General features: G+C 62.8%; 14 protein-coding genes. All 14 read right to left on the bottom strand.

What is annotated here, in order from left to right:
* Positions 1–7: 7 nt before the first annotated feature.
* Positions 8–1465 (bottom strand): TrkH family potassium uptake protein, encoded by a 1458-nt coding sequence (locus tag FHP91_RS04680; RefSeq protein ID WP_144308471.1) that lies wholly within the window; start codon positions 1463–1465, stop codon positions 8–10.
* Between the two features lie 67 nt (positions 1466–1532).
* A complete protein-coding gene (gene trkA / locus FHP91_RS04675; protein WP_144308470.1) occupies positions 1533–2936 on the bottom strand; it encodes a Trk system potassium transporter TrkA in 1404 nt (467 codons plus the stop codon).
* A gap of 97 nt (positions 2937–3033) precedes the next feature.
* Entirely contained in the window at positions 3034–4284 is a 1251-nt protein-coding gene (locus tag FHP91_RS04670) for a sigma-54-dependent transcriptional regulator (RefSeq protein ID WP_144308469.1), read from the bottom strand.
* A 4-nt stretch (positions 4285–4288) separates the two neighbouring features.
* On the bottom strand, positions 4289–6409 hold the full coding sequence (locus tag FHP91_RS04665; protein ID WP_144308468.1) for a sensor histidine kinase: 2121 nt from the start codon (positions 6407–6409) through the stop codon (positions 4289–4291).
* Positions 6406–6966: a DUF4390 domain-containing protein gene (locus tag FHP91_RS04660; RefSeq protein ID WP_246116214.1), complete on the bottom strand. Its 561-nt coding sequence runs from the start codon at positions 6964–6966 to the stop codon at positions 6406–6408. The genes FHP91_RS04665 and FHP91_RS04660 overlap by 4 nt, the downstream gene beginning before the upstream one ends.
* Before the next feature lie 7 nt (positions 6967–6973).
* Entirely contained in the window at positions 6974–8263 is a 1290-nt protein-coding gene (gene rsmB / locus FHP91_RS04655; protein ID WP_246116213.1) for a 16S rRNA (cytosine(967)-C(5))-methyltransferase RsmB, read from the bottom strand.
* Between the two features lie 32 nt (positions 8264–8295).
* Positions 8296–9168: a polyamine aminopropyltransferase gene (gene speE / locus FHP91_RS04650; RefSeq protein ID WP_144308465.1), complete on the bottom strand. Its 873-nt coding sequence runs from the start codon at positions 9166–9168 to the stop codon at positions 8296–8298.
* 18 nt (positions 9169–9186) lie between these two features.
* Entirely contained in the window at positions 9187–9618 is a 432-nt protein-coding gene (speD, locus tag FHP91_RS04645; RefSeq protein WP_246116212.1) for an adenosylmethionine decarboxylase, read from the bottom strand.
* Between the two features lie 52 nt (positions 9619–9670).
* On the bottom strand, positions 9671–10441 hold the full coding sequence (locus FHP91_RS04640; RefSeq protein WP_144308464.1) for a sulfite exporter TauE/SafE family protein: 771 nt from the start codon (positions 10439–10441) through the stop codon (positions 9671–9673).
* Positions 10442–10492: 51 nt separating this feature from the next.
* Complete coding sequence (gene mnmE, locus FHP91_RS04635; protein ID WP_144308463.1) at positions 10493–11839, bottom strand: tRNA uridine-5-carboxymethylaminomethyl(34) synthesis GTPase MnmE; 1347 nt, start codon at positions 11837–11839, stop codon at positions 10493–10495.
* Positions 11823–13469: a membrane protein insertase YidC gene (gene yidC, locus FHP91_RS04630; protein ID WP_144308462.1), complete on the bottom strand. Its 1647-nt coding sequence runs from the start codon at positions 13467–13469 to the stop codon at positions 11823–11825. The genes mnmE and yidC overlap by 17 nt, the downstream gene beginning before the upstream one ends.
* Before the next feature lie 24 nt (positions 13470–13493).
* Positions 13494–13703 carry a membrane protein insertion efficiency factor YidD gene (gene yidD, locus FHP91_RS04625; protein WP_144176137.1) on the bottom strand — a complete coding sequence of 70 codons (210 nt, stop codon included), beginning with the start codon at positions 13701–13703 and terminating at the stop codon, positions 13494–13496.
* Positions 13700–14071, bottom strand: a complete 372-nt coding sequence (gene rnpA, locus FHP91_RS04620) for a ribonuclease P protein component (protein ID WP_144176138.1) — start codon at positions 14069–14071, stop codon at positions 13700–13702. Before rnpA ends, yidD begins: the two co-directional genes overlap by 4 nt.
* Before the next feature lies 1 nt (position 14072).
* Entirely contained in the window at positions 14073–14207 is a 135-nt protein-coding gene (rpmH, locus tag FHP91_RS04615) for a 50S ribosomal protein L34 (RefSeq protein ID WP_144176139.1), read from the bottom strand.
* Positions 14208–14369: the final 162 nt, after the last annotated feature.

The following is a 14369-nucleotide window of genomic DNA, read 5'->3' as shown; positions in this document are numbered from 1 at the left end:
GTGGGGCTTATTTACGCCAGAAAGCCGGCGTCAGGACGACGATCAGGGTGAACAGCTCGAGACGGCCCAGCAACATGGCGAAGGCACAGACCCAAGTCTGGAAGTCGGTCAGCACGGCATAGGTGCTGGCCGGGCCGACCGCGTTGAGGCCGGGGCCGGTGTTGTTGAGGCAGGCGATCACGGCGGAGAAGGCGGTGATCAGCTCCAGCCCGGTGGCCGACAGCACCAGGGTGAGCGAGACAATGGTGACCATGTAGATGAAGCTGAAGGCCAGCACCGCGTGCAGGATCTTGTCGGTGATCTGCGCCTTGCCGAGTCGCACCGGCTTGATCGCGCTGGGGTGGATGGCGCGGACGACCTCGCGGAACACCTGCTTGTACAGAATGATGGCGCGCATCAGCTTGATGCCGCCGCCGGTGGAGCCGGAGCAGGCGATGAAGCTGCCGAGAAACAGGATCCACAGCTGCGCAAACATCGGCCAGAAGGTGTAGTCGGAGGTGGCGAAGCCAAGCGAAGTCGACAGCGAAATGGTGTGAAAAGCCACGTAGCGCAGCGTGTTGGCGAAGCCGTCATACACGTTGAAGGTGCTCAGATACAGGCTGAGCGCGATGATGCTGACGGTGAGGACGCCGAAGTAGAAGGGCAGCTCCGGGTCCTTGAGGTAGGCCTTGGGCGAGCGCTGGCGCAAGGCCATGAAGTGGGTGGCGAAGTTGATGCCGGAGAGCAAGGCAAAGCTCATTGCCACCAGCTCGATGGGCACACTGTTGAAATGACCCAGGCTGGCGTCCTTGGTCGAAAACCCCCCCAGGCCCATGATCGAGAAGGCATGCATCAGCGCATCCCAGAACTCCATGCCGACCGCGGTAAGGCTGCTCGTACAGGCAACGGTCAGCAAAAGATAGACCACCCACAGGCCCTTGGCGGTCTCGGCAATGCGCGGCGTGAGGCTGGATTCTTTCATCGGGCCCGGCGTCTCGGCCTTGAACATTTGCCGGCCGCCGATGCCGAGCAGCGGGAGGATGGCCACCGCCAGCACGATGACGCCCATGCCGCCGATCCAGTGCAGGAAGGTGCGCCAGAAGTTGATTGAGATCGGCAGGCTGTCGAGGCCTGACATGACCGTCGCGCCAGTGGCGGTCAGCCCGGAGGTGGCCTCGAAATAGGCGTCGGTGAAGGACATGTCCGGCACGTAGAGCCACAGGGGTAGCGCGGCGAACACGGGCAGTGCAACCCAGGTCAGGACGACCAGCAAAAACCCGTCGCGGACCCGCAGGTCGCGCTTTCGGCTGCGGGTCGTTGCCCACAGCAGCAAGCCAAAAGCGAAGGTGATGAAGATGGATTCGTCGTAAGCGGTGAGCGCGTTGTCAGCGTGCAGCCAGGACACCGATAGCGGAATACCCATCAGCAGGCTGAAGATCAGAATGATCAGGCCGAGCGGATTGAGTACCGGGAAATAGCGCTGCATCTTAACGGCGGGCCGGCGGCAGCGGATGGGTCGGGAGCATGGACAAAATCACGAGACAGCGCGTCGCTCAGAAGAACGAGAAGTCGACCTGGAACAGCTTCTCGACTTGTCGCACCAGCTTCTTGGACGTACAGAAGACGATCAGGTGGTCTTCGGGCTCGATCACGGTGTCGTGGTGGGCCATCAGCACGGTGGGGCGGCCGGGCGAGTCTTCGGTGATCCCTTCCATGCGCACAATCGCGCCAATGGTGGCGCCGCGCGGCAGGCGGATGTCTTCGATGGCGCGGCCCACCACCTTGGAGTTCTTCTCATCGCCGTGGGCGATGATCTCCAACGCCTCGGCCGCGCCGCGGCGCAGGCTGTGCACGGCCACCACGTCACCACGGCGGACATGTGCCAGCAGCGAACCGATGGAGGTCTGTGCCGGCGAGATGGCGATGTCGATATGGCCGCCCTGAACCAGATCGACATAGGACTTGCGGTTGATCAGGGCCAGGGTGCGGCGCGCGCCCATGCGCTTGGCCAGCGAGGCGGACATGATGTTGTCTTCCTCGTCGTTGGTCAGCGCGACGAACATGTCCATTTCGTCGATGTTTTCGTTCTCGAGCAGATTCTCGTCGGTCGAGTCGCCGCGCAGCACCAGGGTGTCGTTCAGCTCGATGGCGATCATCTCGGCGCGGCGCTTGTCGTATTCGAGGACTTTGACTTCGTAGTCTTTCTCGATGGCGCGGGCCAGTCGCAGGCCGATGTTGCCGCCGCCGGCGATCATGATGCGGCGCATCGGGCGGTCGACATGGGTCAGCTCGCGCATGACCCGCCGGATGTTGGCGGACGCGGCCAGGCAGAAGACTTCGTCGCCCGGCTTGATGAAGGTGTCGCCCTCGGGAATGATCGGCTCGCCGTCACGGTAGATGGCCGAGACGCGCACTTCGATGTTGGGCATGTGATAGCGCAGCGCCTTGATGGGGTGACCCACCAGCGGGCCGCCTTCAAAGGCGCGCACGGCGATCAGGCTCAGCGCGCCGTCGGCGAAGTCGACCACCTGCAGGGCTTCGGGGAACTCGATCAGTCGGCGGATGTAGTCGGTCACGATCTGCTCGGGGCAGATCGAGAAATCGACCGCGAAGTTATCCAGACTGAGCAGCTCCGGGTGGTCAACGAAGTCCGATGAGCGCAGCCGCGCGATGCGGGTGGGCAGGTTGAACAGGGTGCGGGCAATGCGGCAGGCGCACAGGTTGGTCTGGTCGGACTGGGTGACGGCGATCAGCAGATCGGCGTCGTCGGCACCGGCTTCCTTGAGCACCGAGGGCGAGGCCGCGTTACCGCAGACGGTGCGCAGATCGAGCCGGTCACGCAAGGTGGCCAGGTGGTCGGCATCGGTGTCGACCATGGTGATGTCGTTGGCTTCCGAGACCAGGTTTTCGGCCACCGAAGCGCCGACCTGTCCTGCACCGAGGAGAATGATTTTCACGTGTCGAGTCGCTGAACCAGTGCGAAAGTGGGGCCGATTCTACGCCCTTTGTCTGAGCGATGGCCAAATTTTTGTGCGGCGCACAATCGACGCAGGATCATGCGTTCTCGTTCCGCCGCCCGGTTTGTATGCCGAGTTGCTTGAGCTTGCGGTAGAGGTGCGTGCGTTCGAGGCCGGTCTTTTCGGCCAGGCGCGTCATGTTGCCGTTCTCAAGGCGCAGGTGATAGTCGAAGTAGATGCGCTCGAAGGCCTCGCGCGCCTCGCGCAGTGGCAGATCAAGATGCAGGCCCGGGGCGGCGGGCTGGGGGTCGAGCATGCGATGCACGTCCTGGTGTTCGATGCTTTCCTCGAGTGTGCCCAGCGCCAGTGAGCGGACGGCGGCGCGCAATTCGCTATAGCCGCCCGGCCAGGCGTGAGTGCGCAAGACATTGAGAGCCGCGGTACTGAGCTTCCGGTTGGGTACTTCGCCGGCTTCGACCAGATGCACCAGTAGTTGCTGCGCCAGATCAGGGATATCGTCGCGGACGTCCGCCACGGACGGCACCGGCAGGCTGATCTCGAAAAGACGGTGCAGCAGCGCGGCGTCCCAGCCAGTGGCTTCGAGGCTGTCGGCGCTTTGGTCGGTGGCGGCAACGAGGCGCAAGTCGTAGCGCTCGAGGCGCTCGAGTGCAAACGCGAGATTCTTTTGCTGCGGCTTGGAGAGGCGCGACAGTTCGGCGATGTACATCGCCCCGCCCTGGTGTTTTTGCAGGAGTTCGACATCCAGGGGGCCGCTGACGGCGCTCAGATCGAGCCAGGCGTCGCTGCGTCGGCCGGGCAAACTGCGCGCGGTGAGCTCGGCCAGCGAGCCACTGCCGACCCGCAGCAGCAGGTGGCGGGAGCGCGCGGTGATTTGTTCGAGCTGCTTTTTGAGGTCGCGCAGGACGGTTGAGCGCGGAAAGGCGTCGAGCGTCAGTGCCGCGACCGTCTTGATGCCGCCACTGGGTTGGGCGGTCAGCGCCCGCTTGATGGCGGCGAGCAGCTTTTGCAGGCCAATGGGTTTTTCGAGATAGTCGATGGCGCCGATGCGGGTCGCTTCAACGGCGGTGTCGATGGTGCCGTGGCCCGACATCATGATGACAGGCATATTGAGCTGGCCGTTGGCCGACCATTCCTTGAGCAAGGAAATGCCATCGGCATCTGGCATCCAGATGTCCAGCAACACCAGATCGGGCCGGTTGGCGTGGCGGGCGGCGCGAGCGCTGGCGGCGTTCTCGGCCAGTCGAACGGTGTAGCCCTCGTCGCGCAGAATCTCGGAGAGCAGTTCGCGGATGCCGACTTCGTCGTCGACGATCAGGATGGATGGCATGGTGTCAGCGTTTTTCCGTGATGGCGGGGCGCAAATGAACGCGCACTTCGGCGCCGCCGTCTTCGTGGTTGATCAGGCGGATGTCGCCGCCGTGTTCGTCGATGATTTTCTTGACGATGGCCAGACCCAGGCCGGTACCGCGGGCCTTGGTGGTGAAATAGGGTTCGAATGCGCGGCTGAGCATGTCGCCGGGAAACCCGGGTCCATTATCGCGCACACTCAGCCGAATGCGACCGTTGTCGCGCAGGCTGGAGCGGATCACGATGTGCGCCGCCGGGTGTTCGGTCAGCGCGTCTTCGGCATTTTGCAGCAAATTGTGAATCACCTGACGGAGCTGGGCGGCGTCGCCCTGCACGGCCGGCAGGCCGGCTTGCAGGTCGGGGTCGATACGCACCGGTGCGCCATCGTAGAGGGCGAGCACTTCTCGGACAAGCGCGTTGAGGTCCAGCGATGCGAGTACCGGTGCAGGGAGGCGTGCGTAGTCGCGGAAGGCGTTGACCAGATTCTTCATCGCTTCGACCTGGTTGACGATGGTGCCGGTGGCGCGCTCGAGCATGTTGCGGCCGTCGTCGTCGAGGCGTGGCGCGAGCTTCATGGCGAGGCGCTCGGCGGAGAGCTGAATGGGGGTGAGCGGGTTCTTGATTTCGTGAGCGAGCCGGCGGGCGACCTCTGCCCAGGCGGCGGTGCGTTCGACGGCAATGAGGTGCGAGATGTCATCAAAGACCACCACCGTGCCGCCGCCGGCGGCCTGCGGTAGCGCGGTGCCATGAATGAGCAGGGTCTTTTCGCCGCCGTCGGAGGCGCGCATCTCGATTTGTTGTTGCCAGTCGGCGTCTTCGCCCGCCAAGGCGGCGACGAGGGTGTCACGGAACTCGATGTGTTCCGGCCAGTCGGCGATGGTGATGTCTTCATAGCCGTCGAGCGGGTCGTCGAGAATTTCGGTCGCCCCCCGGTTGGCCGCGCGCAGGGTGCCGTCGGGCGAGAAGGCCAGCACGCCCGCGGACAGGTTGGCCAGCACGCTTTCGAGATAGCTTCGCGCGGCTTCGACAGCCGCCCGGTTGCGCTCGGCGAGCGCGCGCGCTTCGTCGAGCTGGCGGGTCATCTGGTTGAAGGATTGGGTGAGCACGCCGAGTTCGTCATGCGCGGGCAAGGCGCGGCGTGGGCTGAAGTCGCCCTGGGCCACGGCCTCGGTGCCCTGCGCGAGAATGATCAGGGGCTTGGAGAGCTTGCGCGCGAGGACGAAGGCGATCGCGATGGCGGCGAGCAGCGCCAGCAGCAGCGACAGCGTCAGCGTGAGGCTGTAGATGCGCTTGAGGCCGTCGCGCCCGAGCGAGAGTTGTTGGTAGTCACGATACGCGGTCTGCACGGCATTGGCATGGCGGCTGATGGACTCGGGCACCGGCTGGATGAGCTGCAGGTAGGTCGGCTCATCGGTAATGCTCCGATTGGGGATCGGAACGATGACCCGCAGTTCGATCCGGCCCTCGGGGTCTGAATCGACAAACAGCGTGCGCTGACCGTTGCGGGCCTGGCGCATCTGGTCGATGTTGGGCAAGGCGGGTAGCAGCGTGGTGACGGAGTTGGAGGCGGTCGCCTGGATCCGGCCGCCGCCGGAGAACAAGGTGGCGCTGTCAACGCCGGCCTGTTCGCGCAGGCGGTTGAGACGGGAGGCAGCCAGTGCCGGCGAGTCGGACAGGCTCAGCGCCATATCGCTGGCGTGGCCCTGAAGCTGCCGGCCGAGGTAGTCGAGCGAGGTCTGGCCGAGGGCGATGCCGCCTTCGAGCGCCGCATCGACACGGACGTCGAACCATGTTTCGATACTGCGTACGACGAACTGCAACGAGACGGTGTAGATCATGACGCCCGGCACGATGGCCATCAGCGCAAAGAAGGTGAGCAGCCGAAGCTTGAGCTGTGAGCCGAACACTTTGGCACGGCGATCGGCCAGCAACTGGCGGACCTGCACCGTGACCAGGCCGGCCAGCGCGACGGCGATGAAGCCGTTGAGCGCCAGCAGGTAGGGATAACTGTCGGCGAACATGTCGGTGTTCGCGGTGGCGCTGGCGAGCAGAAACAGCGAGATCGCGGCAAGCGCGGCAGCGACGGTGAAGGCAATGCGCTTCATGGTGCGGCCCGGCCTGCGGTGAGGAAGATCCAACTCATCTCTTCGGTGTCGATGGACCAGTCCCGGCTACCGAGTGCGGAGACCTTGAACGGGCGCGGCAGCAGGTCGGTGTCGAGGCGAAAGCGCAGGGTGACCTTGTAGGACTGTCCGGGCTCGAGCGTGTCGATGCCGGCGACGCGCCAGCGGCGTACGCGCGTCATGGTGCGAACCGCCGCATCGAGGCTATCGAAGCTTTGATGGAAGTTGCCAATGGCCAGCCGAAAGCTGCGGGTGAGCGCGTGATAGGTGAGGCGATAGCTGAGCGATTCGTTGACCAGGGATTTGTCGAGCCAGTACCAGCGAGGTGATTCGATGCTCGCTTCGAGGACGAAATACACCGCGATACCGTGGCGAATCGCGTCTTCCACTCGCGGGTTGAGGGTCAGTTCAATGTCGGCGTTGATGACATAGTCGGCGCTTTCTAGCTGGATCTCGCCGTAGGCGATACGCGGTGCCTCGTTGGCCTGTGCCGGCAAGACGAACAGGCACAGCGCCAGGCCGATTGCACGGAGCAGCAAGGGGAGATCAACGCGCCTTTTCGAGCAAGGCGTAGTAGAAGCCGTCGTGTTCAGCATCGGGCAGCAGCTTGTGCTCCATTCGGCCTTGGATGGTGACCCGTTTGGCATCGGGGTGGCTGGCGCAGAATCGGGCGATCTGGTCGCTGTTTTCCTCGTCAAACACCGAGCAGGTCACGTAGAGCATTGTGCCACCGGGGGCGAGGGTGCGCCACAGCGCATGCAGGATGTCTGCCTGCTGGGCGGCGAAGCCGGCGATGTCGGTGGCACGTCGAAGCCATTTGATGTCGGGGTGGCGACGGGCAACGCCGGAGGCGGAGCATGGGACGTCGGCGAGGATTCGGTCGAAGGGCTGACCATCCCACCACTGATCGGGGTCGCGGCTGTCGCCGATAAGGACCTCGGCCTTCAGGCCGAGTCGGCTGAGCGTGTCGTCGATTCGTCGGGCGCGGACCGGGTCGAGTTCGAGCGCGGTCAGGTTGATGTCTGCGGTCTCGAGCAGATGGGCGCTCTTGCCGCCCGGCGCAGCGCAGGCGTCGAGCACGCGGTCGCCAGGGCGCGGCGCCAGCCACTGGGCGGCCCATTGGGCGCCGGCATCCTGAACCGAGTATCGGCCTTCAAAGAAGTCGGGGATCTGGTCGACGGGCACGGGTGTGTCGAGCAGCAAGGCGCCGTTGTCGAGGACGCGGTGGGCGATGCCAGCGCTGTGCAGGCGATCAGAGGCGTCGTCGAGTGTGCCTTGTCGCAGATTGGCGCGCAACGACATGGGCGGGTGTTGATTGCCCGCGGCCAGTACGGCGATCCATTGATCAGGCAGGCACTTCTGGAGCTTTTGAATCCACCAGTCGGGGTGTTGGTAGCGACTGGCGGCGTGCCCGGCCAGCGTCTGCCCGAATGTGGCTTGCTGGCGCAGGAAGTTTCGCAGCACGCCGTTGGCAACCGGCCGAAGCCCGGGCGCGATCGAGCCAATGGCGGTGACGGCCTGGTCGACAACGGTGTGCGCGGTGTCGGGGCGCGCGGCGAGGCGATGAATGGCGACGAGGAGGATCGTGTGTAGTCGTGTCGGCAGTGGTTTGGAGAGCAAGCGCTCGAGCACGGCGTCGCCTTTGCCATATTCGCGCAAGGTGCTGTAGGTGAGATCGAGGATGGCGCCGCGCACGGGGCGGGGCAGATCGGTGAGGCGAGCCAGTGTCATCATTTCAGTGAGGGCCTTGCCCTCAATGACGCCTTCAATGAGCCCGGCGGACTGATCGATCGCGAAGGCCAGGCTATCCACAGCCAAGGGCGGCGGCGGAGGCATGGGGGCACGTCTGGGCTTGCGGTCGAATGAGGTCATGGTGTGAGGCACTGTCGAATGTAGTTGGGCTGGGCAAATGCCGCCCGATGGGTGTCGCCGTTGTAATACTGTAGTTGCTGGATGCCGCGCGACAGAAGGCGCTGGTCGACCTCGACCGGGCTGAGTCTTAGCGGGTCGATGTGGTCCGACGCACAGGCCATGCCCCACAAGCTGCCGTACAACGGAATGTAGTGGAAGTGGGGCCTGACTGTGTTGAACACCCGACGCAAGCGTGTGACCAGCATGGCCACCCGCTCGCCTTGAAATACCGGGGCGCCCAGATGCAGTGAGAGCGCGCCTTGATCGCTCAGCAGGCGCTTGCAGTCGGTAAAGAAGGCTTCGGTGTAGAGGGCTTCGGCGGGGCCGATCGGATCGGTGAGATCGAGCACGATCAGGTCGAAGCGCTCGCCGGCCGCCGGGGCGGTGGTGCGAACGTAGGCCAGGCCGTCGGCGATCTGCAGGTCGAGGCGGGGGTCGTCGAGGGCGCCGTTGTGAACCTTCGGCAGGTGGCGGCGCGCGATATCGACAACCTTCTGGTCGAGTTCGACCAGCGTGACCTTCTCCATCGTTGGGTGCTTGAACAGCTCATCAGCGGATCCACCGTCACCGCCGCCGATGATCAAGGCACGGCGGGGGTCGATCTGGCAGATGCTCGGTACATGGATGAGGTTCTCGTGATAAAAAAATTCATCGCCTTCCGAGGTCATGAAGAAGCCATCGAGTCGGAACAGTCGCCCGAACTGAGGGGTGTCCCAGACCTCGTAAGACTGAAACGGCGTGTCGCCCGCTTCGATGAGTCGGCCGCTTTTGAGGTAGTGGCCGGCGTTTTCGTTCAGGGCTTCGATCAGCCGATCGTTGTCAGATGACATCGCGCGAAGATTCCTTGCTCAGACAGATGTGGGCAGTTCGCCGCGCATGACATCTTTCTCGATCATCTCCCCGGGCTGCAACAAATCGATCAGGTGCTGGTAGACCGCGCGCGCACGATCGCTGTTGTCGCGAGAGAAGTTGCAGACGTAGACGTCGAGCGTCACGGCGTTGGTCTCGGGCCAGGTGTGAATGGCAACGTGTGATTCGGCCAAAACAACGGTGCCGGTAACGCCGGCCTTTTCGCCGTCGTCGTGCGTGAACTGGTAAAAGTAGGCGCCAAGCGGTGTGAGACCGGCTTCTTTGCAGAAATTGACGCAGCGCGTTTCGAGGACATTCCGATCAAGCAAGACGGCAGGGTCGCAGTCACAGTGGTACAGATCGGCAATGAGATGAAGACCTTGCATGGCATCCCCATCCAATGGATTAAAAAAGGCCTGTGATTTTAACACCTTGGGGGCCTTCAGGCCGGCCGCGTTCCACGTGAAACAAATGAGGTGCGTGTCAGTGGGTGCTGATCATGTCCCACGCCATCTTGGCGATGAGCGCACTCACCACAATCAGGAAAAAACGTCGAACAAATCGGGTGCCGTGCTTGAGTGCCATGCTGCTGCCCGTAACAGCGCCAGCAAGATTACACGCCGCCATCAGCAGACCGACTTTCCAGAGAATGGCACCGGTGCCAGCGAAGAAGCTGATCGCGGCGAGATTGGTTGAAAAATTGAGGATTTTGGCGGATGCCGATGCCTGCAGAAAATCCATGTGCAGGGCGCGGATAAAGAGGAAGATGAAAAAACTTCCGGTGCCAGGGCCGAAAAATCCGTCGTAGAAGCCGATAGTGACACCGATGACCGCAATCCTGAGGCGTGTCGTGGCGAGGGGTAGCGGTGCGCCGGCGTCGGTGCCGAAGTTGGGACGCAGGTAGGTGTAGATGGCGACGGCAATCAGCAATGAAAGGACGAGCGGTCGGACAAGTGTCGGGTCGAGCAGCGCCACCGACTTGGCGCCAAACCAGGCACCAATAAGAGCGGCCGCCGCTCCGGGCAGGACGATTCGGAAATCGATGCGTACGCGTCGTGCGTACTGAACAGCGGCACTCGCCGTGCCTACGATACTGGCGATCTTGTTGGTACCGAAAAGCGTTGCGGGCGCATGTTGCGGCAGGCTCGAGAATAGCAGGGGTATCTGGATGAGTCCGCCGCCGCCGACGACGGCATCGACAAAACCGGCAAAGAAGGCGCCGGCGCCTAGAAGAAGCCAGAGGGCATCAGTCATGAGGGGGAATTTGTTTCACGTGGAACCGGCGTGCGGACGCGATGTTTTGCGCTACTTTCCGATACAGAAGCGGGAGAATATTTCGCCGAGCAAATCGTCGGGTGTGAACTCACCCGTAATTTCGCCCAATGCATCGTGACTCTGACGTAGCTCTTCTGCCATCAGTTCAAGTGCCTGGTTTTGTTCGAGTGCTGTTTCAACATGAGCAAGCGCTGAGGACAAGGCGCCGAGGTGGCGCTTTCGCGCAAAAAACACATCTTCGCTGTGCGGGTGCCACCCCGCAAGTTTGAGCAAATGCTCACGCAGCAACGTAATACCGTCGCCCGTTTTTGCGGAGAGTCGAATCCGGGTGCTTTGGTCGGTCTCTGTCAGTTGTGTGTCGAGCTGAGCCAGGTCGCACTTGTTTTCGACGGTAATGCGCGGCACGCCGGATGGTAGGCGTGCATCGATGCCTTCATCTTCCGAGGTGATTCCGTGACGCGCGTCGACAATGCGAACGATGACATCGGCATCTTCGATTTCTTTCCATGTCCGTTCGATGCCGATCCGCTCGACGGTGTCGCCGGTGTCGCGCAGGCCGGCGGTGTCGATGATGTGCAGCGGGATGCCGGCGAGCTGGATGGTTTCCTTGAGTGCGTCGCGAGTGGTGCCGGCGATATCGGTGACGATGGCGCGTTCATGGCCGGCCAGCTGATTGAGCAGGCTGGACTTGCCGACATTGGGCTGGCCCACCAACACGACGTGCAGACCTTGTCGAAGCAGCGCGCCTTGCTCGGCGCGGTCGAGAATGTCGCGCAGCGCGGCGGCGATGGCCTGCATGCGTTCGACCGCGCGTGCGGCGGCGAGAAAATCGATCTCTTCTTCGGGGAAATCGAGGGTGGCCTCGACCAGCATGCGCAGGTCGATGAGCTGGTCGCGTACGTCGCCAATGGCATCCGAGAACACGCCACTGAGCGAGCGCACGGCAGAGCGTGCCGCGGCGACCGTGGAGGCCTCGATGAGATCTGCCACCGCCTCGGCCTGCGCCAGGTCCATCTTGTCATTGAGAAAGGCGCGCTGGGTAAACTCGCCGGGTTCAGCGAGTCGGGCGCCGAGCGACAGGGCGCGCGCCAGCAGCAGTTGCATGACGACCGGCCCGCCATGGCCTTGCATTTCGATGACGTCCTCGCCGGTGAAGGAGTGCGGCGCGGGAAAGTACAGCAGCAGGCCTTCGTCGATCAGGCGGCCGTCGCTGTCATGAAATGACCCGAAGATGGCTTGGCGTGGCGGAGGCAGTTTTCCGTTGCCAAGCGTCGCGGCCAGCGAACTGAGGTCGGGGCCGGAGATGCGAACAATGCCGACGCCACCACGCCCAGGCGCGGTGGCGACAGCGGTGATGATGTCAGGTCTTCTGCCCACTTTCGATCATCTTGGTGATCTGCCACTGCTGGGCAATCGACAGAGTGTTGTTGACCACCCAGTACAGCACCAGACCGGCCGGGAAGAACAGGAACATGAAGGTGAACACGATCGGCATGGCCATCATGACCTTGGCTTGCATGGGGTCCGGCGGCGTCGGGTTGAGGCGCATCTGGATCAGCATGGTGGCACCCATGATGATCGGCAGGATGAAGTACGGGTCTTTCACCGACAGGTCGGTGATCCAGCCCAGCCAGGGCGCCTGACGCATTTCGACGCTGCCTAGCAGCACCCAGTACAGCGCGATGAAGACCGGGATCTGCACCACGATCGGCAGGCAGCCGCCAAGCGGGTTGATCTTCTCTTTCTTGTAGATCTCCATCATCTCCTTCTGCATGCGCACCTTGTCGTCGCCATGCTGCTCCTTGAGCCGCTGCAGGCGCGGGCCCAGGGTGCGCATCTTGGCCATCGACTTGTAGGACGCGGCGGAGAGCGGGAAGAAGATCAGCTTCAGGCAGATCGTGACCAGAATGATGGCCCAGCCCCAGTTGCCGGTGAGGTTGTGGAACCACTGCAGCACCCAGAACAGCGGGGCGGCGATGACCGTCAGCCAGCCGTAGTCGACTACCAGGTCGAGACCCGGGGCGATGGCTTCGAGGTGTTCCTGTTCCTGCGGGCCGGCGTAGAGGCGGGTGGCGACCGTGGCGGTGGCGCCAGGGGCGATCTCGTCGACGGGCAGGATGGTGCCGGCGGTGTACAGGCGGTCGTTGATCTTGCGCGCGAAGTACTCGCGCGCCACACCTTGTTCGGGCAGGAAGGCGCTGACGAAGTAGTGCTGCACCATTGCCACCCAGCCGTTGTCGTCCTTCTTGGCGAACTTGGCGCTGCCGTCGGCAATGTCTTCAAAGCTCACTTTCTGGAACTTGAGCGCATCGGTATAGAAGGCCGGGCCGGTGAAGGTGCTCACGCCCATGGCTTCGGTCGTTTCGGCGGCTTCACCGTCGCGCTGGAACTGGAAGTAGGCATCGGTGCGCACCGGGGCGTCGCTACCGTTGCTGATCTCGTAGGCCACGTCGATGATGTAGCTGTCGCGATGGAAGGTCAGTAGTTTGCTGACGTTAATGCCGTTTTCGGTCGGTGCGTCCAGGCGCACGGTGAGCGTCTTGGCATCGGCGGCCATCACCTGCTCGCCTTCGGGCAGGGTGAAGCGTGTCTTGTGGTTGGGCAGACCCTGGCCGGTCAGGCCGGACTGCGCAGCGTAGATATGGCGGGTGCCGTTGTCGAGCAGGACGTAATTCTTGGTCTTGTCGGCCGTGGCTTTGTGGCGCGTGAGCTCCAGGCGAACAATGTCACCACCGTCGGCGGAGATTTGCGCCAGCACGGAGTCGGTGCGAACGGTAAGTGTAGGGGCTGCGCCGCCGCCGCTGCTGACCGCGTCAACCGGTACGCTGCCGTCGGCACTGAGTTGCGTGCGTGCCTTAGGAATGCTCGCATCGGTGCTGGCGGCGGCGCCGGCTTGACTGCTGGCGACCTGGGCGACCGGCGGATTGGTGTACTTTCCCCAGCCGTCCCACAGCATGAAAATGGAGAAGGCGAAGATCGTAAGCAGGATGAGGCGACGATTGTCCATCGAAACGAGACCGTAGTTAGCAGGTTAGGGAACCGGGTCGTGACCGCCGTTGCACCAGGGGTGACAGCGCGATACCCGCTTGGTCGCCAGCCAGCTACCGCGCAAGGCGCCGTAACGATTGATGGCTTCGACCGCGTATTCCGAGCAACTGGGGACGAATCGGCAATTGCTGCCCAGCATGGGACTGATCGCGTAGCGATAGACCTTGAGCAGGGCCAGCAAGAGTGATTTCATCCCGGTAGTCGCCTCAGCAGGCCAGAGAGATCCTCGTGCACGCTGGTGCGCGTGGCATCTTTCAGTGGCCGATGTAGCCGAACGATCATGTCCAGCGCCGGTAGTGTGCCACGTTGCAGGCGAAATCCCTCGCGCACGACGCGTTTGATGCGGTTGCGCTCAACCGCGCGCCGAGCAAGTTTTTTTGCCACCACCACGCCAAGGCGGGCGGTATCTCCGCCATTGGGGCGGAAATGCACGATCAGGTAGCGACCTTTTATCGCGCGCTTAAATGCAAAAACGGATGAATACTCATCCGTTTTTCGCAATCGGTAAGCGTCGCGGAAATGGTGATCAGCCTGATCGACATCCGGCGACTGGTCGCCCACCTTAGACGGCGAGGCGGTGACGACCTTTGGCCCGACGGGCACGGATCACGGCGCGACCACCGCGGGTACGCATACGAACCAGAAAACCATGGGTGCGCTTGCGCTTAATAACGGAGGGTTGGTAAGTACGTTTCATGTTGACTAGCCAAGTGTTAAGTCAAACGAAGAATTTCAACCTAATCACCTTGTTTTGTCAACGATTCTTTTTGGACGGCCTTGTGGATAAGTCTCGCGTAGCGGGGTAGAATCGTCCTTTGCCCGCCGAGCCTCCCTCGCAATCGGTTCGTCAGAAACCGGC

The sequence above is a fragment of the Denitromonas halophila genome (genome assembly GCF_007625155.1).
GTDB classification, from domain to species: Bacteria; Pseudomonadota; Gammaproteobacteria; order Burkholderiales; family Rhodocyclaceae; genus Nitrogeniibacter; species Nitrogeniibacter halophilus.
Note: the sequence above shows the minus strand (reverse complement) of the source record. Positions and strands in the feature narration are given on the sequence as shown.